General features: G+C 65.5%; 23 protein-coding genes. 21 read left to right on the forward strand and 2 right to left on the reverse strand.

The features are described from left to right. The first annotated feature begins 207 nt into the window (after positions 1–207). From rmuC to T31B1_RS05245, 7 genes are all read left to right on the forward strand, one after another. Positions 208–1641, forward strand: coding sequence for a DNA recombination protein RmuC (gene rmuC / locus T31B1_RS05215; protein ID WP_353248386.1), 1434 nt, complete (start codon positions 208–210; stop codon positions 1639–1641). Then, positions 1638–2750 (forward strand): molybdopterin-synthase adenylyltransferase MoeB, encoded by a 1113-nt coding sequence (moeB, locus tag T31B1_RS05220; protein WP_353248387.1) that lies wholly within the window; start codon positions 1638–1640, stop codon positions 2748–2750. The genes rmuC and moeB overlap by 4 nt, the downstream gene beginning before the upstream one ends. 78 nt (positions 2751–2828) lie before the next feature. Continuing rightward, positions 2829–4529, forward strand: a complete 1701-nt coding sequence (locus T31B1_RS05225) for a carbon starvation CstA family protein (protein ID WP_353248388.1) — start codon at positions 2829–2831, stop codon at positions 4527–4529. Between the two features lie 50 nt (positions 4530–4579). Beyond that, positions 4580–4996, forward strand: coding sequence for a hypothetical protein (locus tag T31B1_RS05230; RefSeq protein ID WP_353248389.1), 417 nt, complete (start codon positions 4580–4582; stop codon positions 4994–4996). A gap of 58 nt (positions 4997–5054) precedes the next feature. Next, positions 5055–5318 carry a cory-CC-star protein gene (locus tag T31B1_RS05235; protein WP_353248390.1) on the forward strand — a complete coding sequence of 88 codons (264 nt, stop codon included), beginning with the start codon at positions 5055–5057 and terminating at the stop codon, positions 5316–5318. Positions 5319–5378: 60 nt separating this feature from the next. Further along, on the forward strand, positions 5379–6335 hold the full coding sequence (locus T31B1_RS05240; RefSeq protein ID WP_353248391.1) for an ArsA family ATPase: 957 nt from the start codon (positions 5379–5381) through the stop codon (positions 6333–6335). A 97-nt stretch (positions 6336–6432) separates the two neighbouring features. Next, positions 6433–8172 carry a diguanylate cyclase gene (locus T31B1_RS05245; RefSeq protein WP_353248392.1) on the forward strand — a complete coding sequence of 580 codons (1740 nt, stop codon included), beginning with the start codon at positions 6433–6435 and terminating at the stop codon, positions 8170–8172. A 535-nt stretch (positions 8173–8707) separates the two neighbouring features. Here the strand turns inward: T31B1_RS05245 and T31B1_RS05250 are convergent. After that, positions 8708–9691: an NADPH:quinone oxidoreductase family protein gene (locus T31B1_RS05250; RefSeq protein ID WP_353248393.1), complete on the reverse strand. Its 984-nt coding sequence runs from the start codon at positions 9689–9691 to the stop codon at positions 8708–8710. A gap of 189 nt (positions 9692–9880) precedes the next feature. Here T31B1_RS05250 and T31B1_RS05255 point away from each other — a divergent pair, with 189 nt between their 5' ends. After that, positions 9881–10759, forward strand: coding sequence for an SDR family oxidoreductase (locus T31B1_RS05255; protein WP_353248394.1), 879 nt, complete (start codon positions 9881–9883; stop codon positions 10757–10759). 122 nt (positions 10760–10881) lie between these two features. Here the strand turns inward: T31B1_RS05255 and T31B1_RS05260 are convergent, their stop codons facing one another. Then, on the reverse strand, positions 10882–11529 hold the full coding sequence (locus T31B1_RS05260) for a TetR/AcrR family transcriptional regulator (protein WP_353248395.1): 648 nt from the start codon (positions 11527–11529) through the stop codon (positions 10882–10884). 163 nt (positions 11530–11692) lie between these two features. Between T31B1_RS05260 and T31B1_RS05265 the strand changes: the two genes are divergently transcribed. From T31B1_RS05265 to T31B1_RS05325, 13 genes are all read left to right on the forward strand, one after another. Next, on the forward strand, positions 11693–13513 hold the full coding sequence (locus T31B1_RS05265; protein ID WP_353248754.1) for an acyclic terpene utilization AtuA family protein: 1821 nt from the start codon (positions 11693–11695) through the stop codon (positions 13511–13513). A gap of 13 nt (positions 13514–13526) precedes the next feature. Then, positions 13527–14699, forward strand: a complete 1173-nt coding sequence (locus T31B1_RS05270; RefSeq protein ID WP_353248396.1) for an acyl-CoA dehydrogenase family protein — start codon at positions 13527–13529, stop codon at positions 14697–14699. A 1-nt stretch (position 14700) separates the two neighbouring features. Beyond that, positions 14701–16317, forward strand: a complete 1617-nt coding sequence (locus tag T31B1_RS05275; RefSeq protein ID WP_353248397.1) for an acyl-CoA carboxylase subunit beta — start codon at positions 14701–14703, stop codon at positions 16315–16317. Between the two features lie 21 nt (positions 16318–16338). Next, positions 16339–17514: an acyl-CoA dehydrogenase family protein gene (locus tag T31B1_RS05280; protein WP_353248398.1), complete on the forward strand. Its 1176-nt coding sequence runs from the start codon at positions 16339–16341 to the stop codon at positions 17512–17514. After that, positions 17511–18308: an enoyl-CoA hydratase/isomerase family protein gene (locus T31B1_RS05285; RefSeq protein ID WP_353248399.1), complete on the forward strand. Its 798-nt coding sequence runs from the start codon at positions 17511–17513 to the stop codon at positions 18306–18308. The genes T31B1_RS05280 and T31B1_RS05285 overlap by 4 nt, the downstream gene beginning before the upstream one ends. Beyond that, the gene (locus tag T31B1_RS05290; protein ID WP_353248400.1) at positions 18305–20320 is read left to right on the forward strand and encodes an acetyl/propionyl/methylcrotonyl-CoA carboxylase subunit alpha; all 2016 of its coding nucleotides are present in this window, start codon (positions 18305–18307) and stop codon (positions 20318–20320) included. Before T31B1_RS05285 ends, T31B1_RS05290 begins: the two co-directional genes overlap by 4 nt. A 22-nt stretch (positions 20321–20342) precedes the next feature. Further along, positions 20343–20882, forward strand: a complete 540-nt coding sequence (locus T31B1_RS05295; RefSeq protein ID WP_353248401.1) for a hypothetical protein — start codon at positions 20343–20345, stop codon at positions 20880–20882. A gap of 257 nt (positions 20883–21139) precedes the next feature. Continuing rightward, positions 21140–22345, forward strand: coding sequence for a site-specific integrase (locus T31B1_RS05300; protein WP_353248402.1), 1206 nt, complete (start codon positions 21140–21142; stop codon positions 22343–22345). Beyond that, the gene (locus T31B1_RS05305) at positions 22342–22851 is read left to right on the forward strand and encodes a hypothetical protein (protein ID WP_353248403.1); all 510 of its coding nucleotides are present in this window, start codon (positions 22342–22344) and stop codon (positions 22849–22851) included. The genes T31B1_RS05300 and T31B1_RS05305 overlap by 4 nt, the downstream gene beginning before the upstream one ends. Before the next feature lie 79 nt (positions 22852–22930). Next, positions 22931–23128: a helix-turn-helix domain-containing protein gene (locus tag T31B1_RS05310; RefSeq protein WP_353248404.1), complete on the forward strand. Its 198-nt coding sequence runs from the start codon at positions 22931–22933 to the stop codon at positions 23126–23128. 272 nt (positions 23129–23400) lie between these two features. After that, complete coding sequence (locus tag T31B1_RS05315; protein ID WP_353248405.1) at positions 23401–23556, forward strand: hypothetical protein; 156 nt, start codon at positions 23401–23403, stop codon at positions 23554–23556. Further along, on the forward strand, positions 23553–23825 hold the full coding sequence (locus T31B1_RS05320; protein WP_353248406.1) for a hypothetical protein: 273 nt from the start codon (positions 23553–23555) through the stop codon (positions 23823–23825). The genes T31B1_RS05315 and T31B1_RS05320 overlap by 4 nt, the downstream gene beginning before the upstream one ends. Further along, positions 23822–24130, forward strand: a complete 309-nt coding sequence (locus T31B1_RS05325; RefSeq protein WP_353248407.1) for a hypothetical protein — start codon at positions 23822–23824, stop codon at positions 24128–24130. The genes T31B1_RS05320 and T31B1_RS05325 overlap by 4 nt, the downstream gene beginning before the upstream one ends. The last annotated feature ends 77 nt before the right edge of the window (positions 24131–24207 follow it).

Here is a 24207-nt window from a genome sequence, read left to right on the forward strand (position 1 = left end):
CACCGGCCTGGCTCTTCCCGGGCGGTGAAGGGGTAGGGCCGAACGGCGCGATCAGGGCATCGTGTCGTGCGCAACGACAGCGTTATCGCTCGGTCAGGCGCCCCGCGGCGTGACAGTCTGCCCGCGGGCCACGCACACGACGGGTCAGCGAGCGGCCATCGGCTCGGCGTCGCGTGAAACCGCTACAGGCCCTAGAATGCGCGGGATATGACCGATCCCACGACCTGGTTCGCCGCGCTGTCACCGTCGAGCCGTCTGTTGTTATCCGGTGTTGCCGCCGGGCTGGCCGGCCTGGGGCTGGGCGCGTTGATCGTTGGTCTGTGGGCGCGATCGACGCGGACCGGGCTGTTCGAACGGCTGTTCGCCGCTCGCCAGGCCCACGAATCCGCTGTGGCCGAGGCCCGCGAACTGCAGACGGCGCTTGCCGATGCGCGTGCCGACAAGGCGCGTCTGGAAACGCGTCTGGAATCGGAGCGTCGCCACGCCGAGGGCCGGCTGGCCGACCTGCGCGAGGCGCGCGAGGCGCTGACTCATCAATTCAAGACGCTCTCGCAGGAGATTCTGGAGGAGAAGAGTCAGCGCTTCACCGAACACAGCCGGGCCAGCCTCGAGCCATTGCTGACGCCGCTGCGCGAGCATATCGGGCGCTTCGAGAAGCAGGTGCGTGAAGCCTATGACGCCGAGAACCGGCAGCGTTCGGCGCTGGCCGAGCAGGTCCGTCAGCTCGAGGCGTCCAACCGGGCGATCGCAGAGGATGCCACCCAGCTGACCCACGCACTCAAGGGCGAGTCCAAGACCCAGGGCAACTGGGGCGAAATGATTCTCGAGACCGTGCTCGAGCGCTCGGGCCTTGTTCAAGGCGTGCAATACGTAACCCAGTTCGCAGCCACCGACGACAGCGGCCGGCGCCAGCTGCCCGACGCGGTGGTGCACCTGCCTGGCGAGCGCGATCTGGTGATCGATGCCAAGGTGTCGCTGACCGATTATCTGCGTGTTCACGAGGCCGGTGACCCGGCTGGCCGGCAGGCGGCACTCACCGCCCATATCGCCTCGGTCAGGCGTCATCTCAAACAGTTGTCGGCCAAGCGCTATCAGGGCATCGAATCGATCCGCTCGCTGGACTACGTGTTCATGTTCGTGCCCTCCGAAGCCGCCTATGTCGAGGCGATGCGCGCCGATGCAGACCTCCAGCGCGAAGCGCTGGCATTGAATATCGCACTGGTCTCGCCGGCGACACTGATGCCCATGTTGCGCACGGTCGAGAATCTGTGGCGGCTGGACCGCCAGGAAAAGAATGCCGAGAAGATTGCCGAGCGGGCCGGCCTGCTACACGACAAGTTCGTCGGTTTTCTGGCCGATCTGGACAAGGTCTCGCGCGGCCTGGATACCGTGACCCGTTCGTTCGGCGAGGCCCGCGGCAAGCTCGTCGACGGCCGCGGCAATCTCGTGCGACAGGCCGAGATGCTGCGCGAGATGGGCGCCAATACCGCCAAAACGATGCCCGATGACTGGCACGAGCGTGCCGCATTGGGCGAAGAGCGTTCGATGGCGCCAGGGCAGCCGGCCGGCCCGCGTGAGCCGGGCGCTGAGTCAAGCCGCCGCCCGTCATCCGCGCCGCCCTACAGCGAGAGTCGTTCATGAGCATATCCGTGACCCAACGTCTGGCCGCCCTGCGCGAATCGATCCCGCCGGTCTCGGTGGCCGAAGCCGCCCGACGGGTCGAGGCCGGAGCCTGGCTGATCGATATCCGCGAGGCCGACGAGATCGCCCAGGGCACCCCGACCGCCGCCCGGGCGCTCGGGCGGGGTTTTCTTGAGATGCGCCTGGAAAGCGAGGGCGTGGCGGCCGACGATACCTTGTTGTTGTTGTGTGCTTCAGGCTCGCGTTCGTTGCTGGCTGCCGAGCAGTTGCGCGGGCTGGGCTATACCGATGTGCACTCGGTCGACGGCGGCTTCGACGCCTGGAAGGACGCCGGACTGGCGTTCGTGACGCCCACCCTGCTCGATGGCGCCGATCGCGCCCGCTATGCGCGCCAGCTCACGCTGCCCGAGGTCGGCGAGGCCGGCCAGACGAAGCTGCGCGATGCCCGCGTGCTGATTGTCGGCGCCGGCGGGCTGGGCAGCCCGGCCGCGCTCTATCTGGCCGCGGCGGGCGTGGGACATCTGGCGATCGTCGATCACGACGTCGTCGACCGTTCCAATCTGCACCGCCAGATCCTGCACCGCGATGCCAGCGTGGGCCAGCCCAAGGTTCGCTCGGCGCTGGCCACCCTGACGGCGCTCAATCCGAGCATCGAGGTCGAGCCGATCCAGGCGCGCGTGGGCAGCGACAACGCCGCCGAGCTGGTGGCCGGTCACGATCTGGTCGTCGACGGCTCGGATAACTTCGCAGCCCGCTATGCGATCAACGATGCCTGCGTGGCCGCGCGCATCGCCCTGGTCTATGGGGCGGTCGAACGTTTTGCTGGCCAGGTCGGGGTGTTCCCGGCCGGCGGGCGGCCTTGCTATCGCTGTCTGTTCGCCAGCGCACCCCCGGCCGGGAGCGCGCCGACCTGTGCCGAGGCCGGCGTACTCGGCGTGGTCCCGGGCTTGGTGGGCACTCTGCAGGCGCTGGAGGCGATCAAGCAGATCATCGGTATGCCACAGACGCTCAGCGCGCGCGTGCTCACGCTGGACGTACGCAGCCAGCGCTGGCGCAGTCTCGAAGTGCCGGCCGATCCGTGTTGCGCCAGTTGTGGCGAGCGTGCGTGAGACGTTGGTCGGATGGTGGTCAAACCTTGACCATTGCTAGCATCAGGCGGATTTGACAAGCGATTGCCCGGGGACGCCATGCCAGCCTTTTTTCTGATCGTCATCGCTCTGGTGGCCTTCTATCTCGGTTACAAGTTCTATTCGCGCTATCTGGCCGAGAAGGTCTATGCGCTGGACCCGAACTTCGTCACGCCCGCCCACGAGTTGCGCGACGGCGTGGATTTCGTGCCCACCCACAAACACGTGCTGCTCGGTCACCACTTCACGTCGGTGGCGGGGGCGGCTCCCATCGTGGGCCCGGCGATCGCGGTCTACTGGGGCTGGCTGCCGGCGCTGACCTGGGTGGTGCTGGGCACCATCTTCGCGGCCGGCGTGCACGATTTCGGCTCGATCGTGGTGTCTGCCCGCAACCGTGGCCAGAACATCGGCACCCTGTCGGGCAAGGTCATCAGCGCTCGGGCAAGCACACTGTTCCTGCTGATCATCTTCTTCCTGCTGACGCTGGTGAACGCCGTGTTCGGCGTGGTCATGGCGATCCTGTTCATGAAAAACCCCGGGGCGGTGATCCCCGCGCTGATCGTCATCCCGATCGCGATCTTCATCGGTCAATGGGCCTATCGACTGGGCCGATCGATCATCATTCCCTCGATCGTGGGCCTGCTGATCCTGTATGTCGCGATCCCGGTGGGCCAGGCCTACCCGATTTATGTCGACGGCCTGGCCGAGGCTGTAGGGCTGTCGGTCCGCACGACCTGGATCATCCTGATCTTCGCCTATACGTGGATCGCCTCGCGCCTGCCGGTGTGGGTGCTGCTGCAGCCGCGTGACTACATCAATGGTCAGCAGCTGCTGGTGGCCCTGGTAGTGATCTTTGCCGGCGTGCTCGTCGGCTGGGACAAGATCACCGCACCGGCGGTCAACGATGTGGCGGCCGGCTCGCCGCACTGGTTCCCCTATCTGTTCATCACCGTCGCCTGCGGCGCGATTTCCGGCTTCCACAGCATGGTGGCGTCGGGCACGACGTCCAAGCAGCTGGGCAACGAAACCGAAGCACGGTTCGTCGGCTATGGCGGTGCGCTGGGCGAGGGGGCACTGGCGCTGGCCGCAATCCTGGCCTGTACCGCTGGTCTCGGTGCAGCGGGCGACTGGAACACCGCCTATGCCGATTTCGGCGCCGCGTCGGGCGGTGCACTCGGACATTTCGTCGACGGCACCGGACATTTTTTGAGCAATCTGGGTATTCCGGCGACTCTGGGAGCAACCTTCGCGGCGGTGGTGGTGATCACCTTCGCCGGTACCACGATGGATACCGGCGTGCGGCTGCAGCGCTATATTCTTGAAGAGATCAGTGAGCTGGCGGGTATCAAGGCGCTCGCCGGACGCGTGAACGTGCTGACCACGCTGGCCGTGCTGGTGCCGCTGGGGCTGGCCCTGGTGCCCGGCGGCGACGGCAAGGGCTTTGCCTTCGGCCGGCTGTGGACACTGTTCGGCACCACCAATCAGCTCACGGCCGGGCTGGCGCTGTCTGTGATCGGCGTCTGGGTGCTGGCCCGCAACCGCAATCCGCTCGCCGCGCTCATCCCGCTGGTGTTCCTGCTGGTCATGACCACCTGGGCGTTGATCCTCAACCTGTTCGATTTCTTCGCCAAGGGAGATTACCTCCTGTTGGTCATGGATGCGGCGATCTTCATACTGGCCGCCTGGCTTGCGGTCGAGGCGTTCACGGCGTTCAACCGGGAACGCCACAACGCCAGCCAGGCGCAGCCCGCCGAACGATGACGCCGCGGCCCCGGCCGGTCGCCCCGCCGTCGATAGGCGGGGCACGCGCCGTGGGCGCCCATCAGGTGCTGCTGGTACGCGAGCAGGATGGGCAGCACAGCGGCTCGGGTTGCTGCGGCCGGCTCGGCGGATGTCATACCGAACTGGGCGCGGCAGCGGATTTCAGCCACAGCCGTGCGCGCATGCTGCAGATCGGTGAGGTCTACCGCGCGTTGCGGGCGTGTCGGCCGGCACTGGATGTGGTCGTGGTCGATCCGCGCAACGTGGTCTGGCTTTACCCGACGGTCTGGCGCAGCGCGCGCCGTGACGGTCTGGGCCGCTGGGCGGCGCTGCGCTCGATGGCTCGTGCCGGCTCGCCCATGGCCGTGGTCGTCGATGGCGATACCTTGTTCGCTGGCCGTCTGCCGCCGACCGAGCAGGTCGTCGGGCGCATTCTCGAGCGGATCGATCGGCGTTTCGACGCCTGATGACCCGGCGTAGGCTGGGCCAGGCTCGTCCAAATACCACCCGTAATCGAGGTGCTTCATGAGCCGTGACAAGAGCGTCTGGCAACGTATCAACGACTACCACGACGAATTGTTCATGGCCCCTTGGCGGGCCGGTATCGCACGTCAGGCTCGCGCCGAAGAGGACGCGCTGGTTGCACTGTTGTTTCTCGAAGCGCTCGGAATTCCGGGCCCGGCAGACTACTACGCGCTGGAACTCTATCCCGATCTGATCGAGGCGTTTCATCGCTGGCATCAGCGCATGGGCATGGACACCTTCCCCGAAGCCGGCGTTTGCTGCTGAGCGGCGCGGTCACGACCGGTCTCCGTGCCGGCCGACACTTGTTTGCAATGGAGCCGCCCGATGGCGCATACGCACGCCCACGACGAGCCGACCCGTTTCTATCTGTTCGGTGGCAAGGGCGGGGTCGGCAAGACCACGCTCGCGGCAGCCAATGCATTGCGTCTGGCCGCTGGCGGCAGCCGAACGTTGCTGGTTTCTACCGATCCCGCCCATTCGGTGTCGGATCTGCTGGGCCGGCGCCTGGGCGCCGAACCGAGCGCAGCCGGCGAGCATCTCTGGGCGATGGAGATCGATCCCGAGGCGGATGCGCGTGATTATGTCGAAGGAATTCGCGAGGACGCGCGGGAGGCCGTCTCCAAGGCGGTGCTGCCGGCGCTGGATAGGCATCTGAAGCTGGCAGTACAGGCTCCGGGTACTGCCGAATCTGCTCTGTTCGACCGCTTCACCCGCATCATGACCTGGTGTCCAGAGCGTTTCGATGCGGTGGTCTTCGACACCGCCCCCAGTGGCCATACGCTACGCCTGCTGACGTTGCCGTCCATGCTCGGTGCCTGGGTCGAAGGTCTGGCCGGCCAGCGTGCCAAGGTCAACAAGCTCCAGGGCATGTGGCGCAACATGGCCGGGGTGTCCGAGCCCCAGCGCGAGGATCGTGTGTTGGCACGGTTGCGCCAGCGTGCCGATCGTTTTGCCACGGCGCGCCAGCGTCTGCATGCCGAAGCGGTGTTTCATCCGGTGATGCTTGCCGAACGGCTGCCGATCGAGGAGACCGCGCGCGTCGTCGAGCAACTGGCGGAGACCCGTATCCCCGTGGGGGCGATCTATGTCAACCGGCTATGGCCGGCCGAGCCCGCGAGTGCGTTCATCACCGAGCGCGTAGCCCAGCAGGATGCGTATCTCGACGAGATTCGGCGCCGCTTTGCCGATCATCGTCTGATCGAGGTCGCCCAGAGCGCCCGCGACGTGGTGGGCCGCGATCAGCTCGAAGCGCTGGCGGCCTGGCTGCCGGATAGCGCCTGACGATGCGCCGGGACTGCGCCAATAGGACAGGTTACCCCGGCCGCCGATCGTGCCATGATTGAACGAAGTGGCGCGGGACCGCGATGGCGTGGAGACCATGGACCATATTGCAAGCAGGGTCATCGAACGACACGGGCTCGGCGGAACCTGGTGGTACGACCTGGAGACCCGCCAGTTATGGTGGTCTGAAGGGATCTACCGGATCCACGATATCGAGCCCGAGGCCTATACGCCGAGCCCGGAAACGGTGGGGCAGTTCTACGAGCCCGAATCCCGTGCTCGTGTTCGCGAGGCGATCGACCGGGCGGTCCACGAACACATCGGCTGGAGCCTCACGCTGTTGCTACGTCGGCGCAACGGCGAGTTGCGCTATGTACACTCCGTAGCCGGCGTCGAGGTGCGCAGCGGCAAGGCGCCGCTGTTGGCCGGTGCATTCTTTGACATTCATGCGCCAACCGTCGAGCGTATCGAACGCGAAACCCGGCGGCATCGTCAGTCGGAGCAGCAGAGCCGCCGATGGCGCATTGCCGGCGAGAACGCCGGGCTGGCACTGATCGATTTCGACAGCCAGATCTACCGCGTCTCGGGGGCATTCGCACGTCATATCGGACTCAGCGATGGCGGAGAGGTCGAGATTGACGCCGAACAATGGCTGGCCTTCGTCCACCCCGAGGACCGTCTGGTTCGCCACCGTCGCCTGCTCGCCCATCTCGCCGGCGAGAGCGCGTTCTACGTCTGCGAATATCGGCTGCGGCTGGGCGGCGACCAGGACCTGTGGGTGCGAGAGGCCGGCCGTCGCGCCGCCGAAGACGAGGATGTCGGCGGCGACCGCATGATCGGCACATTGTCCGACATCACCGACCGCAAGCTGGCCGAGCGCGCGGTGTTCGACGCCAAGGAACTGGCCGAGGTGACTTTCGAGGCGATCGGCGAAGGCCTGATACGGGTCGACCGCGAGGGCCGTATCAGCGAAATCAATTCGGCCGGCTGCGCGCTGCTGGCGCGTGATGCGGCAAGCACCATCGGCCAGCGCTTCGTCGACGTCGTGCAACTCTACGAGGCAGCCCGGGACCGGCTGCTGCCGGATCCGGTGGCCGAAGTGATCGAACACGGCGAGCGCGTGCGCGTGCCGATCTTCAGCCGGCTCCGACGGGCGGACGGCGCATTTCTGGCGATCGTCGACTCGGTTTCGCCGATCCACGACGAAGCCGGCGCCGTTCGGGGCGTGGTGTTCGTGTTCCAGGACATCAGCGAGGCCCGGCGCATGACCGAAGAGCTCGTGCATCAGGCCAGCCATGATCCGCTGACCGGCCTGCTCAACCGACGTGGCTTCGAAGAGGCGCTCGAACGCGCCTGGCACCAGGTCAACGCCGGTCAGCGCAAGGCCTGCGTGATGTATCTGGACCTGGATCATTTCAAGACCATCAACGATCGCTTCGGCCACGCGATCGGCGACGCGCTGCTGCGCGAAGTCGCCGAGGCCTTTCGCCAGATCCTGCGCAGCTCCGACGTACTGGCGCGTCTGGGCGGTGACGAGTTCGCCGCGATCGTCGAGTCGGCCGCGCCGGAAGATGTCGATACCATCGCTCGCAAGCTCATAAAAGCTGCGCGCAAGATCCACGTAAAAGCCTGTCGACGCACGTTGCCGCTCGGTGTGAGCCTTGGCGTCGCGGTGATCGAGCCGGGCCTGATCTCCGGCGAGGCGGCCCTCAACAAGGCCGATATCGCGCTATATCGGGCCAAGACGGCCGGCCGCGGCCGTTACCAGTTCCACGACGACTCTGCGGTCGATTCGCCCTGGGCGGACAATCAACTCGACGGACGCATGCGCAAGTAAATCCGTACGTGCTGCGGTATCGGTCAACCCGCGCATCCGCGCTGGCGATATGCACGGCCTCGGGCCGGCATCGCAGCAGGCGCATCGCGACAGGTGTCAGCGGGGTGGCCGCCAGACGGATCGCGCGATAGGCCGGACAGGCCACGCTGGCAAACAAGCCCGGGATGAATCACGAGTACATCTTGGCCGGCCCGCTCGAGTCGGCAACCCGCGCGGTGACCACGCCGTTCATCCGCGTCGCCAGGCATCGGACTGCAAGGCGATTCACCTGCCTCGGACTTTCATCGGACCGGCGAGCCGTCGATGACAGCGCGTCTGTAGGGCAGCAATTACCGGGCGATGACCGTCGCAAGACGATTCGATGACGTCTGGCATGAGCACAGTCGTCGCCGGTGACCTTCGATGCAGACGCCAGCGCGGTTCTACGGGGCCGGTGCTCGACAAATGGCTGTCAGGCCCGTATTGACGCAGGCTCGGCCATCCCGCAGGATCCCGGGCCGGCGGACCGGCCCGGCAGCCTTTGGCAGGGCGTGAATCAATCGTCGCGTGGCGTGATCACGACCTTGCCGGAGACCTTGCGCGAGGTCAGTGAGGCAATGGCTTCGCCGCCCCGTGACAGCGGGTAGGTGGCAGCGATATGCGGGCGAAGACGGCCTTCATTGAGCAGCTTGAACAGCGCGGCGAGATCGGCGGCGTTGTTCTCGGGCTCTTTCTTGACGAACGCGCCCCAGAACACGCCCACGATCGAGCAGCCCTTGAGCAGGGCCAGGTTGAGCGGCGGTTTGGGAATGTCGCCAGCGGCAAAGCCGACCACCAGCAGACGACCGCGCCAGGCCGTGCCGCGCAGAGCGGCTTCGGTATACGGTCCGCCGACCGGATCATAGACCACATCGACGCCGCGCCCGCCGGTTCGTTCCTTGATGGCGGTCTTCAGGTCCTCGTTGGCATAGTTGATCGTCTCGTCCGCGCCGTGTTCGACACAGACAGCCAGCTTTTCGTCGCTGGAGGCCGCGGCGATCACGTGGGCGCCCATTGCCTTGCCCAGTTCCACGGCGGCCAGACCCACGCCGCCCGAGGCGCCCAGCACGAGCAATGTTTCGCCTTCGGCCAGCGCGGCCCGGTCGGCCAGGGCGTGATACGTCGTGCCGTAGGTCATGACGAACGCCGAGGCGGTGACATAGTCCGCACCCTTGGGCATCGGAATGACGCGGTCGGCGTTGGTGGCGACCTGTTCGGCAAACGCGCCGTAGGTCGTGAACGCGATGACGTCGTCGCCGACCTTCACATGGCGAACGTTGTCGCCGATCGCGGCGACCACGCCGGCGAGTTCGCCGCCGGGCGCGAACGGCAGCTCCGGCTTGGTCTGATACTTGTCCTCGATGATCAGGCTGTCCGGGAAGTTCACAGCGGCTGCATGGACATCGATGAGTACCTGATCCGGGCCGATCTCGGGCGTCGGCATCTCTTCGACGACCAGCGTCTCGGGCGGACCGAACTGCTTGCACAGCAATGCTTTCATGCAAATTTCCTCGTGGTGGGTGGCGTCCGGCCGTGGCGGGTTCGGCCTGACTGGACGCTCGTGCTCGAACGATCGTTCGCCGTAGTGTGCCCGACGCGCGCGCCCGATGCGACGCGCGTACGCATCGCTTTCGCGGCCGCTGGCTTGTATGTTCTAGAACGTCATCAATCGCTGACAAGGTATGCCCGGATGTATGGATCGGTCTTCCGTGATGAATTGTTCGCCGGCCAGACGATCCTGGTGACCGGTGGCGGCTCGGGCATCGGCCGCTGCACCGCACATGAGTTGGCTCGCCTGGGGGCGATGGTCATCGTCGCCGGGCGCCGGGCCGAACGTCTGGATGCCACGGCCGCCGAAATCGTTGCCGACGGCGGCCGGGCGGCCACCGCGGTTTTCGATATACGTGACGAGGACGCGGTGGCGGGCTCGATTGCCGAGCTGCTGGCGGCCCACGGCCCCATCTGCGGGCTGGTCAACAACGCCGGGGGCCAGTATCCGGCGCCCCTGGCCGAGATCGGCCGGAAAGGCTGGGATGCGGTGGTGGCCAGCAATCTGACCGGCGGTTTTCTGGTCGCGCGCGAGCTGTACAACCAGTGCATGGCCGCGGATGGCGGGGCGATCGTCAACATGCTCGCCGACATGTGGAACGGCATGCCCGGGATGGGTCACAGCGGCGCTGCGCGCGCCGGCATGCTCAATTTCACCGAATCCGCCGCGGTGGAATGGGCGGCCTCCGGCGTGCGAGTGAATGCGGTCGCACCCGGCTACATCGCGTCCTCGGGCATGGATCATTACGATCCGGCCTTTGCCCGGGCGATGATGCCCCGTTGTGCGGCCGCCACGCCGCTCAAGCGAATGGGTGAAGAGGCCGAGGTAGCCGCGGCCATCGTGTTCCTGCTGTGCCCGGCGGCGGCCTACATCACGGGCGGCTGTATCAAGATCGACGGCGGTTCGAGTCTGGCATCGGGCCTGTTCGGGCTGGCTGATCACGATCGCAGTACACCGTTTCGAGGCTTCCACCGCGCCGCGCCGCCCAGGGCCGCCCAGGGGCTGGACAGGAACGACTAAGCAGAAGGCTCTACGCGAGCGCGCCGCTTGCCCGAGCCCGGGCAGGACAGACGGTGCCCGCAGACCGCAGACCGCAGACCGCAGACCGCAGACCGCAGACCGCAGATGAGGCACAGACCGGGTCAGCAGCCGGGCACCGTCGGTGGCGCATAGCGGGCGAGCACGGTTTTCGCTGCTTCCTCGCAGGTGCGCGCGATCTTGGCATCGGACGGCCGGCGTGCATCGTTAAGCATGCGCGGCCAGAACACGACGGCCGAGATCATGCCCAGAAACTGTTCCGCGGCCAGCCCGGGATCGACCACGCTCAGCGAGCCGAGCGTGTCTTCGCGGGCGAAATATTCGCGTACTGCGGCCAGAAACGGCCCATGTCCGCGCTCTTCCAGCGCGTGGCCCATCTCCGGCGCCCGCAATGCTTCGGCGATCAGCGCTCGCACCAGCGGATGGAAATAGGGGGTGAGGATCCGCCGGGCGTACTGGTGCGCGATCGCCGGCAGCGTCTGAGCGGGCCGGCCGCCGGGCCAGTCCGTGGAGGCGTCGGGCGACTCGCCCAGAAACGGTCGCTCGATGATCTGGGCGAACAGCTCGTCCTTGGACGGGAAATGTCGATACAGCGTTGCGGTCGATACATCGGCGGCGCGAGCGATGCGTGCCAGGCTGGTACCGGCAAAGCCACGGGCGAGAAAGCATTCGAGCGCGGCGTCGAGGATCGCGTTGCGCTTGGCCGTGGATATCTGACGCTGATAGGCAGCGGCCGGACTGGCGCGGTTCATGGCAGTGACTGTGAACGGGTCATCGCTGCAGTCTAGTACGGATCAGCTGTATCCTAAACTGAGTCACTCGACTTGACTTAGAATGTCCGGCGTTTCAATCTGAGAAGGGGCGCTCGGGCCGGTTGGCGGCACGGGTCCTTAAACGGCTATCGGGAGGTGAGCCATCGCAGCTTCGGCCATACGTATCGGTTGTGCCTCGGCATTCTGGGGCGACAGCAATGCCGCCGCAGCGCAGCTGATCGCCAAGGGCGGGCTCGATTATCTGGTGTTCGACTATCTGTCGGAGATCACCTTGTCGATCCTGGCGGCCAAGCGCCAGCGCGACCCGACGGCCGGCTACGCCGAGGACTTCGTCGACCACGCGATCGGGCCTTATCTGACCGATATCAAGGCCCAGGGACTACGGGTGATCAGCAACGCCGGCGGGATCAATCCGGCAGCCTGTCGCGATGCGCTCGCCGCGGCGGCGGAGGCGGCGGGCGTGGCGCTTTCGATCGCCATCGTGACCGGCGACGACCTGCTGGCAGCCCGCGACACGCTGGCCGGCCTGATGCGTCCGGCCAAGGGCGACGGACCGTTGCCGGAGCGACTGGCCAGTCTCAATGCCTATGCCGGTGCACCGGCAATCGTTGCCGCGCTCGCGGCCGGTGCCGATGTCGTGATCACTGGCCGTTGTGTGGACAGCGCGGTCACGCTCGCGCCATTGGTGCATGCCTTCGGTTGGGCATGGGACGACTATGACCGGTTGGCCGCCGGCAGTCTGGCCGGCCATCTGATCGAATGCGGCTGTCAGTGCACCGGGGGCAACTTCACCGACTGGCATCTTGTGGCCGACGGCTATGCCGATATGGGCTTTCCGATCGTCGAATGCCATGCAGATGGCGCGTGCTTCGTTACCAAGCCGGCCGAGACCGGCGGGCTCGTCAGCCCGCATACCGTGGGCGAACAGCTGCTTTATGAAATCGGCGATCCGGCGGCGTATCGACTGCCCGACGTGATCTGCGATTTCACCGAAGTAACCCTCGTCCAGGCCGGCGCCGATCGTGTTCGTGTGGAGGGCGCGCGTGGACGAGCGCCGAGCGGTGAATACAAGGTCTCGGCGACCTATCGGGATGGCTTCCGGGCGGTGGCCAGTTTTGTCGTCGCCGGTATCGATGCCCCGTACAAGGCGCGTGCGAACGCGCAGGCGATCATCACCCGTACCGAGCGGCTGTTTGCCGCACGGGGATGGGGCGGCTATACCGCGATCGATATCGACACGCTCGGCGCCGAATCCACCTACGGCGCGCATGCCAGCCTCGGTGGTCGGTCCACGCGCGAGGTGGTGGTGAAGATCGCGGTGCGTCATCGCCACCGTGAGGCGCTGGCCCTGTTCACACGGGAACTCGCTCAGGCCGCAACCGGCATGGCGCCGGGCGTGACCGGATTTTTCGGCGGGCGCCCGCGTGTCAGCCCCGTGATCCGGCTGTATTCGGCGTTCGTGCCCAAGCATGCCGCGCCGCTGGCGATCGATGTCGCCGGGCGGACACACGCCGTGGTGCTACCGCCCAGCTGTCCCTCGCGGTCGGCCGGCGAGCCGCCCAGAGCGCCCGGACCGGTCGCACGACCCGCCCAGGCGGCCGTGACCGTGCCGCTGGTCCGGCTTGCACTGGCTCGCAGTGGCGACAAGGGCAACGACGCCAATATCGGCGTCATCGCGCGCAAGCCGTCGTATCTGCCCTATCTGCGCGCGGCCCTTACCGATGCCGCGGTGGCCGGCTGGTTCGCCCATGTTCTGGACGGCGAGGTTCGCCACTGGGAATTGCCGGGTATCCACGCACTGAACTTCCTGCTGACCGACACGCTGGGCGGGGGCGGCATGGCCTCGCTTCGCAGCGATCCGCAGGGCAAATGTTTCGCCCAGATGCTGCTGTCCATGCCGGTGGCGGTGCCCACGTCGCTGCTCGAGGCACGGGCCGGCGACACGGCGTCGACATCGCACTGAACGAGGTCTTGTCATGCAGTTCACCGCCGAACACCGGGCCATTGCCGATACCGTCGCGCGCCTGGTCGATGAGCAGATCAATCCGTATGTCGACGCGTGGGAGGCCGAGCGGCAATTTCCTTCACATCAGCTGTTCCGCCAGATGGGCGAGCTGGGGTTGTTGGGTATCAACAAGCCGACCGCGTTCGGAGGGCTGGGGCTGGATTATTCCTATGCCATGGTGGCCGCCGAGGAGCTTGGCCGTATCCGCTGCGGCGGCGTGCCGATGGCCATCGGGGTGCAGACCGACATGGCCACGCCGGCGCTGGCGCGTTTCGGCTCGGATGCGCTGCGCGCCGAGTTTCTCGCCCCGGCGATCGCCGGCGAGGCGGTTGCCGCCATCGGCGTGTCCGAGCCGCAGGCGGGCTCGGATGTCGCCCGGTTGACCACCACGGCTCGCAGCGACGGCGACGATTACGTCATCAATGGCTCGAAGATGTGGATCACCAACGGCATGCAGGCCGACTGGATCTGTCTGCTGGCCAACACATCGGATGATGCACCGCATCGCAACAAGTCGTTGATCGTCGTTCCCATGGATACGAAAGGGGTCACGCGGGCAACGAAGCTGCACAAGCTGGGGATGTGGTCGTCGGATACCGCTCAGCTGTTCTTCGACGACGTTCGTGTACCGCAGCGCTATCGCATCGGCGAGGCGGGCGCCGGCTTTGCGATGCAGATGCACCAGTTCCAGGAAGAGCGCCTGTTCGCGGCAGCTTCTGCCCTCAAGGGGCTGGAGCACATCATCGATACGACCATCGAGTACACCGGCTCGCGGCGCGCGTTCGGTGGACCGATTTTGGCCAATCAGGTCGTGCATTTCCGGCTGGCCGAACTGGCCACCGAGATCGAAGCACTTCGTGCGCTGGTCTATCGCGGCTGCGAGTGTCATATCGCCGATCCGGGCGGCAGTGAGGTAGTCAAGCTGGCCTCGATGGCCAAGCTCAAGACCGGTCGGCTGGTTCGCGAAGTCACCGACGCCTGTCTGCAGTACTGGGGCGGGCAGGGCTATATGTGGGAGGCCGACGTCGCCCGTGCCTTTCGCGACACCCGTCTGGTATCGATCGGCGGCGGGGCAGACGAAATCATGCTTGGCATCATCTGCAAGATGATGGGTATCCTGCCGAGTCAGCATAAAGGAGACTGAGGTGGGGATCATTGCAAGCCAGGTCTTGCCGAACAGCGAGACCTTCCAGGCCAATCGCGAGGGCATGCTCGCCGCGGTCGAGGCGCTGCGCAGCGTCGAGGCCTCGATCCACGCCACGGAAACGAGCAAGGCCGAGCGCTATGCCCAGCGCGAACAGTTGCTTCCGCGGGATCGCGTCAACCTGCTGCTCGATCCGGGTTCGCCGTTTCTGGAGTTGTCGACGTTGTGCGGCTACAAGCTGCACGACGATGTCGACGGCTCGCTTGCCGGCGGCAACAGCATCTGCGGGATCGGCTATATCGCCGGTACGCGCTGCATGATCAATGCCTCCAATAGCGCCATCAAGGGCGGCACGATGACGCCCTGGGGCGTACAGAAGACGCTGCGCATTCAGGAAATCGCCCGTCTTCAGAAACTGCCCATCGTGTCGCTGATCGAGTCCGGCGGCGCCAATCTGCTCTACCAGGACGAAATGTTCATCGAGGGTGGGCGTACGTTCGCCAATCAGGCGCGACTGTCGGCCCAGGGGCTGCCGCAGATCACCGTCGTGCATGGCTCGTCCACGGCGGGCGGGGCCTACATGCCGGGGTTGTCCGATTACGTGATCATGGTTCGCGGTCGGGCCAAGGTGTTCCTCGCCGGCCCGCCGCTGCTCAAGGCGGCCACCGGCGAGATCGCCGACGACGAGGAACTCGGCGGTGCGGACATGCATGCAGGCACCGCCGGTACCTGTGAGTATCTGGCCGCCGACGATGCCGATGCCATCCGCCAGGCCCGCGAGGTCGTGGCGAGGCTGGACTGGAATGCCCGTGCCGATTGCGCCGAGGCGCGCGACTTCAGCGCCCCGCGTTACGACATCGACGAGTTGTGCGGCATCGTGTCGGCCGATCATCGCAAGCCCTACGACTGCCGCGAGGTGATCGCACGGCTGGTCGACGACTCCGACTTCGATGAGTTCAAGGCCGACTTCGACGCCCAGCTGATATGCGGGCATGCGGCCGTGGAAGGCCGTACCGTGGGTATCCTCGGCAACAACGGCCCGATCACCACCCACGGCGCCAACAAGGCCGCCCAGTTCATCCAGCTGTGCTGCCAGGCCGACATCCCGCTGTGTTTTCTGCAGAACATCACCGGCTACATGGTCGGCCGCGAGGCCGAACAGGCCGGCATGGTCAAGCACGGGTCCAAGATGATCCAGGCGGTGGCCAACGCGCACGTGCCCAAGATCACCTTCGTCATCGGCGGATCGTTCGGGGCCGGCAACTACGGCATGTGCGGGCGCGGCTTCGCCCCTGATTTCATCTTCGCCTGGCCGAATTCGCGTACTGCGGTGATGGGCGGCGAGCAGGCCGCTGGCGTCATGCAGATCGTCACCGAAGCCAAGTACGCCGCACGCGGTGAACAACCGCCGCCCGGTATGGTCGACGAGCTCCACCACCGGATCACCAGCGCGTTCGATGAACAGGGCCATGCCTTCTACGGCAGCGCGCGCCTGTTCGACGACGGCCTGATCGACCCGCGCGACACTCGTCGCGTGCTGGCGATGACGCTGTCGATCTGCCGCGAGGCGCGCTACCGCCGTCTGCAACCCAACGATTTCGGTGTCGCCCGTTTCTAGCCGTGCGCGCCAAGGAGCACCGTGATGTTCACGCATGAACACGAAGAAATAAAACGCACCACCGAGCGCTATATCGCCGATCGGGTCAATCCGCATGTTGCCGACTGGGAGGCCGCGGGGCTCTTTCCTGCCCACGAGCTGTTCAAGGGTCTCGGCGATCTCGGCCTGCTCGGCATCACCAAGCCCGTCGAATACGGTGGCTTGGGGCTCGATTATTCCTACCAGCTCGCTTTCGCCGAAAGCCTGGGCCGAATGAGCTGCGGCGGGATTCCGATGGCGGTGGGCGTACAGACCGATATGGCCACGCCGGCGTTGGCCCGCTATGGCAGTGACGAACTCAAGCGCGACTATCTCGCCCCCGCCATTGCCGGTGATCAGGTGGCCTGTATCGGGGTTTCGGAGCCGGGCGCCGGCTCGGATGTGGCCGCGATCCGCACGCATGCGAAACGCGATGGCGGGGACTACCGGATCAACGGCCAGAAGATGTGGATCACCAACGGCACTCAGGGCGACTGGATCTGTCTGCTGTGTGTCACCGGCGCATCCGGTAGCGATCAGGGCCGGCACCACGACAAGTCGCTGATCGTGGTGCCGCTGGACGCGCCGGGCGTGGATCGACAGACACGGCTCGACAAACTCGGCCAGCGCAGCTCGGATACCGCGATCATCCATTTCGATGACGTACGGGTGCCCGCGGGCAACCTGATCGGCCAGGCCGGCGCCGGGTTTTCCTATCAGATGCAGCAGTTCCAGGAAGAGCGGTTGTTTCTGGCGGCCAGCATCCTGCAGGCGATGGAACGCGTTTATGAAGACACCGTCGCCTACACCGGCGAACGCCAGGCCTTCGGATCGGCGGTACTGGACAACCAGTATGTCCAGTTCACGCTCGCCGAGCTCAAGACCGAGCTGGAAGCCGCCCGTGCGCTGACCTATCAGGCGACCGCCGATCTGGTCGCCGGGCGTGACGTGACCCTGGCCGCCTCCATGGCCAAGCTCAAGACAAGCCGCCTGGCCCGCCAGCTGACCGATACCTGTCTGCAGTTCTGGGGCGGGCAGGGTTACATGGCCGATTCCTCTACCGCCCAGTTCTATCGCGATCTGCGTCTGCATTCGATCGGCGGCGGGGCCGACGAGATCATGCTGGGCATCATCGCCAAACGACTCGGCCTGCACGGCCGCAAGGCAAAGACTCCATGAGGCTTCCCGAAACAACGTGTCTTACGATCGAGCGCGAGCCAGGCGTGCTGCACGTCACCCTCGATCGCCCCGATGCCGGCAACGCCCTGAATGCGACGCTGATCGACGAGCTGATCGCCGTGTTCGAAGCGATCCGCGACGACCGCTCGGTGCGCGCGGTGGTGCTGCGGGGCGCGGGCAAGCATTTCTGTGTGGGCGCGGATCTGCGCGAGGTCGGCGATCTTGACGCTGCCGACCGTCATGCCACGACCGCACACAACCGCCGCTTCGGACAACTGCTGGCGACCATCGACGGCGCGCCCCAGGCGGTGATCGTGCTGGCCACCAACGCCGCACTCGGCGGCGGCTTCGGGTTGCTGTGCGTGGCCGATGTCACGATCGTCACCACCGCCCTGAAGACCGGCATGCCCGAAGCCCGGCTGGGCCTGCCGGCGGCCCAGATCCTGCCGTTCGTGGTGGCCCGTCTGGGCATGGCCGAAGCACGTCGCCTGGGTGTGACCGCCGCCGATATCGACGCCGGGGAGGCATTGCGCCTGGGTATCGCGCATCATATCGTTGATCATCTCGACGACGGCGAAACGCAGCTCGCCGCGGTGGTTGCCAACGTGCTGCGCTGCGGGCCGGCTGCAATCGCCGAGACCAAGCGCATCATTGCCGATCAGCGCAACGTCGATATGGACCAAGTACTCGACCAGGGTGCGGCGGTGTTCACCGACTGTCTGTTCGACGGCGAAGGCGTCGAAGGCACGCGCGCGTTTCTCGACAAGCGCGCGCCGCGCTGGGCCGACACATGAGCCCGGGCCAGTCGAGCGGCCAACGCCCGATCGGCAAGCTGCTGGTTGCCAATCGTGGCGAGATCGCAGTGCGCATCATCGACGGTGCTCGATCGTTGGGTATCGCGACCGTGGCCGTATATTCCGATGCCGATGCGCAGGCGCTGCACGTCACACACGCCGACGAGGCCGTCCATCTGGGCGCCTCGCCCGCGGGCGAATCCTATCTTTCGAGCCAGCGGCTGCTGGAGGCGGCCCGTGTCAGCGGCGCCGACGCGGTGCATCCCGGCTACGGCTTTCTCGCCGAGAACGCAGCCTTCGCTCAGGCAGTGGCCGATGCTGGGCTGATCTTCGTCGGACCGGACGCCTCGGCGATCGAGCTCATGGGCGCCAAGCGGGCGGCCAAGCAGCGCATGATCGCGGCCGGCGTGCCGTGCGTGCCCGGTTATGAAGACGCCGACCAGAGCGATGAGGTACTGCTCGCCGAGGGCGAGCGCATCGGTTGCCCGCTCATGGTCAAGGCATCGGCCGGCGGAGGCGGACGAGGCATGCGTCTGGTCGAGCATATCGCCGACTTGGGCGAGGCATTGCGTTCGGCCCGCTCCGAGGCGGCCAGCGCTTTCGGTTCCGATGAACTGATTCTGGAAAAAGCGGTGCTCGGCGCGCGCCATGTCGAAATCCAGGTGCTCGCCGACCACTACGGACACGTCATTCACCTTGGCGAGCGCGATTGTTCGGTACAGCGCCGTCATCAGAAAGTCGTCGAGGAAGCGCCGTCACCGGCGGTGGACGCACCGCTGCGCGAGCGCATGGGTCAGGCCGCCGTCGATGCGGCGGCGGCGATCGACTATCGCGGTGCGGGCACCGTCGAGTTCCTGCTCGAGCCGGGCGGTGCGTTCTATTTCATGGAAATGAACACGCGTCTTCAGGTCGAACATCCGGTGACCGAACAGGTGACCGGGATCGATCTGGTCGCCTGGCAGCTGCGTATCGCCGCCGGCGAGCCGCTGGCGCTGGAACAGACCGATATCCGGTTTTCCGGTCACGCCATCGAAGTGCGGTTGTGTCTGGAGGACGTGGCCCAGGACTTCATGCCCCAGACCGGCCGCGTGCTGCGCTGGGCCGCACCCGCCGGGCAGGGCATACGGGCCGACCACGGGCTGAAGAGCGGGCAGTGGATCTCGCCTCACTACGACTCCATGGTCGCCAAGCTCGTCGCCTGGGGCGAGAACCGCGATATCGCCCGTCGTCGTCTGATCGCTGCCTTGGCCGATACCGTCCTTTTCGGTCCCACCAGCAACCGCGATTTCCTCATCGGTATCCTGAAACACCAGGCGTTCGCGGGCGGCGAGTTCGATATCGGCTTCGTGGGTACGCATATGCCGGCGTACCTGGAGCAACGTACCGCGCCGGCAGTGCATCGCGCACTGGCGGCGGCGCTGAGCTATGACGCGCGTGCCCGGGAACTGGCCGAATCGGCGGGCCTGGCTCGCGAGCAGCTGGGCTGGCGCAGCGCCTATACCAGCCAGACGCCGGTGGTGTTGGACGACGGCGAGTCGCGGCATGCCATGCGCCTGATCGTGGACGCGCCTGGCTGCTATCGCGTGCACCTTGACGAGCAATGGCGACAGATCGAAGTACTGGCGGTCGACGGTGTTGTCTGCACCGTGCGGATCGACGGGCTGCGGCAACACGCCCAGGCCCTGTGTGAGGCTGACCGGCTCTGGCTGTTTCACGACGGTGTGACCGCCCGCTATGTCGATGCGCTGCGCCAGCCGCCGGCCGATGCGCTCGGCGCCGGGGACGGCCGTGTTGCCGCGCGCATGGACGGGCGTATCCAGCGTATCGACGTGGCAGCGGGCGATCGAGTGGCCGTGGGTGATGCGCTGATCGTGCTCGAGGCGATGAAGATGGAATTCACGCTGAGCGCGGATATCGCGGGCACGGTGGAAACCGTCGCCTGTGCTCAGGGTGACCAGGTGGCCGCGCGTCAGTTGTTAGTCACGATCGCGGCCGATACATTGGCCGACTGATCATCGCTACCGGATATCGTCGTTGCGTTGTCTCATCGCCTTGTTGAAACCCGGCGCGTGGCTAGGTGGTTTGTTGCTGCTGGGGTTGGCAGGCTGTGTCACCCGCCCGCCGGCCGATGCCATGCTCGATCCGGCGTTCGAGGACACACGCTATGACGGATTTCTGGTGTATGCCGCGTTCGACGATCTCGGCGCCGAGGCACGTTTCGAACGTGAGAGCTGCAAGCGCCTGATCGCGACCGGTCATGCCTGTACCACGCTGCTGGCGGCCGCGCCGCCCACGCGGGCGCAGAACGCCCGTTCCCGGCACGAGGCCAGCCGCCGCAGCGGCGCCCAGGCGATCATCGTGATCGAGCTGGCCGACCCCGACACCGCCTCGCGCCGGTTGCTGGCAGGCCGCGTGCCTGGTTTCGAAGTGACACTGATCGACAACGAATCGCAACAGGTCGTGCTCGCTGCTGCGGTGTCCGCCGACCCGCACGACGCTACCCTGGCCGAACGTGCGCATACGCTCGCCGATTCGATCGTGGCGCTGCTCGAAGACCACGCATTTCTGCGCTGATTGATTGGCTCGCGTGGGCAATCGATGCATGGATGCATCGGCCCCGCCGCGTCGTATCCGCGGTATGCCGACAGAAGGATGGAGCGGCAGACGAGATTCGAACTCGCGACCTCGACCGTGGGAGAGCGATTTCACAGTGCCGTTATACGGGCGTTTCCGGGGAGAAAGCCGCATGGATAAAGGAATCTTCTGTATCTGATTGTATCGGCCAGTATCGGCGAGTAAGCTATAAGTGCACTTAGGGAGCACTTACGCCGATGAAGGCCAAGATCACGCAGCGCTCGGTCGAGGTCGCGAAGGCGGGCGCCAAGCCCTACGAGATTCGCGATACCACGCTGCCGGGCTTCCTCTGCCGCGTCCAGCCGTCCGGCCGAAAAAGCTACGTGATCGAGTACGCGCGCGGCAGGCGTATGACGATCGGCAACGCGGCTGTGCTCACGCCCGCCCAGGCACGCGAGAAGGCGAAAGAGGTGCTTGGCCAGGCGGCGGCCGGCGAGGATCCGGGTCAGGAGCGCCGGCGCGCGAAGGCGAGCACGCTTCGAGGCTTCATCGAGCACGAGTATCGGCCATGGGTGCGTGTTCACAGGAAGCACGGGGATGCTTGGTGCGATGTCATCATGCGCGTATTCGCTTCTCTGGCTGACGATCCGCTGGCCAGCATTACCCAGCACAAGGTCGAGAAGGTCCGCACCGCCCGGCTGAATGCCGGCATCAAGCCTGCGACCGTGAATCGCAACGTCACCTGCCTTCGGGGCGCGCTGACTCATGCTGTGCGCTCCGGCTATATCACCGAACACCCGCTGGCTGACATGGCGTCGGTCGATACCGATTCCAGCAGCAAGGTGCGCTATCTGACCGCGGACGAGGCCCGGCGCCTGCGCGCCGCGCTCCAAGCTCGAGACGACGAGGCTCGGACTGCCCGCGTTAGCGCGAATGCCTGGCGCAAGGCGCGCAGCCGGCCGGTACTGCCCGCTATTCCCGTCGGAGGCTATGGCGACCACCTGACGCCGCTTGTGCTGGTATCGCTCAACACAGGTGCCCGCCGCGGCGAGATGTTCTCGCTTGAGTGGCCAGACGTGGACTTCGACCTCAAGCAGATCACGATCCGCGGTGAGACATCGAAGAAGAACCGCACACGCCATGTGCCGCTGAATGCTGAGGCGCTAGGTGCCCTTCGCCAGTGGCGCGACCAGACAGGCGGCCAGGGGCTGGTATTCGCTGGGCGGGGCGGGGAGCGCCTCGACAACGTACGTAAGGCATGGGCCGGCGTCTTGGGCGATGCGAATATCACTGCGTTTCGGTGGCACGACCTGCGGCACACGTTCGCGAGCTGGCTGGTCATGCGCGGCGTAGATCTGAACACCGTCCGCGAACTGTTGGGCCACGGTGATATCAAGATGACGTTGCGATATGCGCACCTGGCGCCGCAGCACAAGGCGGATGCAGTGGCGAAGCTGGTATGAGTGACTTGAGTGAGAAAATCAAGATCGCCCTTGAAGCGGCGACCCCAGCCGCGCGAATCAAGCGAATCGAGTCTTGGATCGAATCAGCCAAGGCAGATGCCGAATATTCGAAAACTCGCCAGCTGTCCGAGCTTGAGGAGGAGCTTGAGTCTTGCAGGCATCTGCAAGCGAAGGGCGAAACCGACAGGCTGCACTGGGCGCTCACAAGGGCTGACATGCTCAGGCAATCGATTTCGATCGAGGCTGGGCAATTGAAGCACGAGGCTCAATCGAGCAAAGGCGGCCGGCGTGCTAAACGCAGTGCCTGGGCCGAGCGTGTCGGCGAACTTGTAAGCCGTTGGAATGATATTCCGGGGGCGGATAGACCGCTGACCTTTGAGCTCGGTATGCAGGCGTTCGAGGTCTACCGAGACGGCGATACGCTTGTCGCGGTGGATGCCGATTCGAAGCAAGAACTGCGGCCGCAGAGCAAAAGTAATTTTCTGAAGCGATACCTGAAAAAATAACCGAGCGAGACAGTTACCCCCTTACTGTCCAAGCTGCCTCCGTATTGTCGAGCCTGAAACACACAGAGCGGGTTAGACGATGCCTGAACAAAGCTCCCCCGGCCGAAGCTGGCCTATAAAAGAATGGTGCCGCATGCGTGGCTGGTCCCGACCGACCGCCTATCGCCTGATTCGTGATGGCGAGCTGAAGACCATTAAGGTCCGCGGTCGCCGCTATGTCACTGAGGCCGAAGACCGAGCCTTCATCGCTCGCAAAGAGCAGGAGGCGACGGCGTGAGCGTGCTTGCAGCAACGCATCGGCGGCGCTATATTAAATCTGTCCCCGCAAAATCGGGGACCGGGTTTGGCGACCCGAATCATTCCAGGCGCACAAGCGCCACTACTCTGTCAGGCGCTTTTTTTGTGCCCGCTTTCAGTGGTGGTCGTGCGTGGGAGGCCTTCGGGCCTGCCGGGTTCCTGGAATACCGGTTCGCCAACCCGCGTACGGCCATCTCCTTTTACTGTTTGGCGACGGTAGGGGATGGCTCCAATATTCCAGGAGTCAGACCGATGCAAACCCCATTCCGCGCGACACGCGCATACGCCCACCGGCGCATGGCCTATGCCGCCTTGCGTTCCGATTCCAGCCTCGCCGTCCGGCTCGAGCGCTACAACCGCCATATGGCCGTAGCCCGCCGCCTAGATAGCCGGGAGGTGTCGGTATGAGCAAGCTCGATAAATACACGATCGCTCTGAGCGATGTACAGCTCGACCGCCTGCAGGACGCCAGTATCGCGATCAGTGGCCTCACGTCGATAGCGGACATCGCTTGCAGCGATGAAGATCGGCCGGATTGGTGGGGCAACTATTACGACGGTGTCCTGATCGCCGCGCTGCGGTGTGCTGCCTCTCGCCTTGACGAGATTACCGATCAGGTCGTCGATCAACGTGGTCAGCAAGATCGACAGGCCGACGGCGGCGAGGGGGCTGTATGAGCGATACAGCTGTCCGCCGATTCGAGTTCACACGGCACGGCCACTCCTCCCGCCGCGATTCCGAAACCACGCCGCGCCGGCTGCTCATCGGCTTCGTCGAAGCGATGCGCACGATCGAGTACCACCAGGCAGGCGATAAGAACGTCAGCACGCGTCCCACGCTTGGCGTGATTGACGACGCCGAGTTCATCTCCGGGTTCACCCCATGCGACGCAGCGAGGATCGGCGCAGCCAGTGAACGGGTGCGTGCCGAGGCCGGCGCCGAGAAGGTGCGAAGTCTGCGACGAATCGTCGCGCGCGGATAAAAAAACGCCGCTGTGCGAGAGCGGCGCAATTCAATGGACGGCGGGCGCCCACAAGATGAGATTGAATAATAGCACGC

Origin of the sequence: Salinisphaera sp. T31B1 (assembly GCF_040361275.1) — a bacterium.
GTDB lineage: Bacteria > Pseudomonadota > Gammaproteobacteria > Nevskiales > Salinisphaeraceae > Salinisphaera.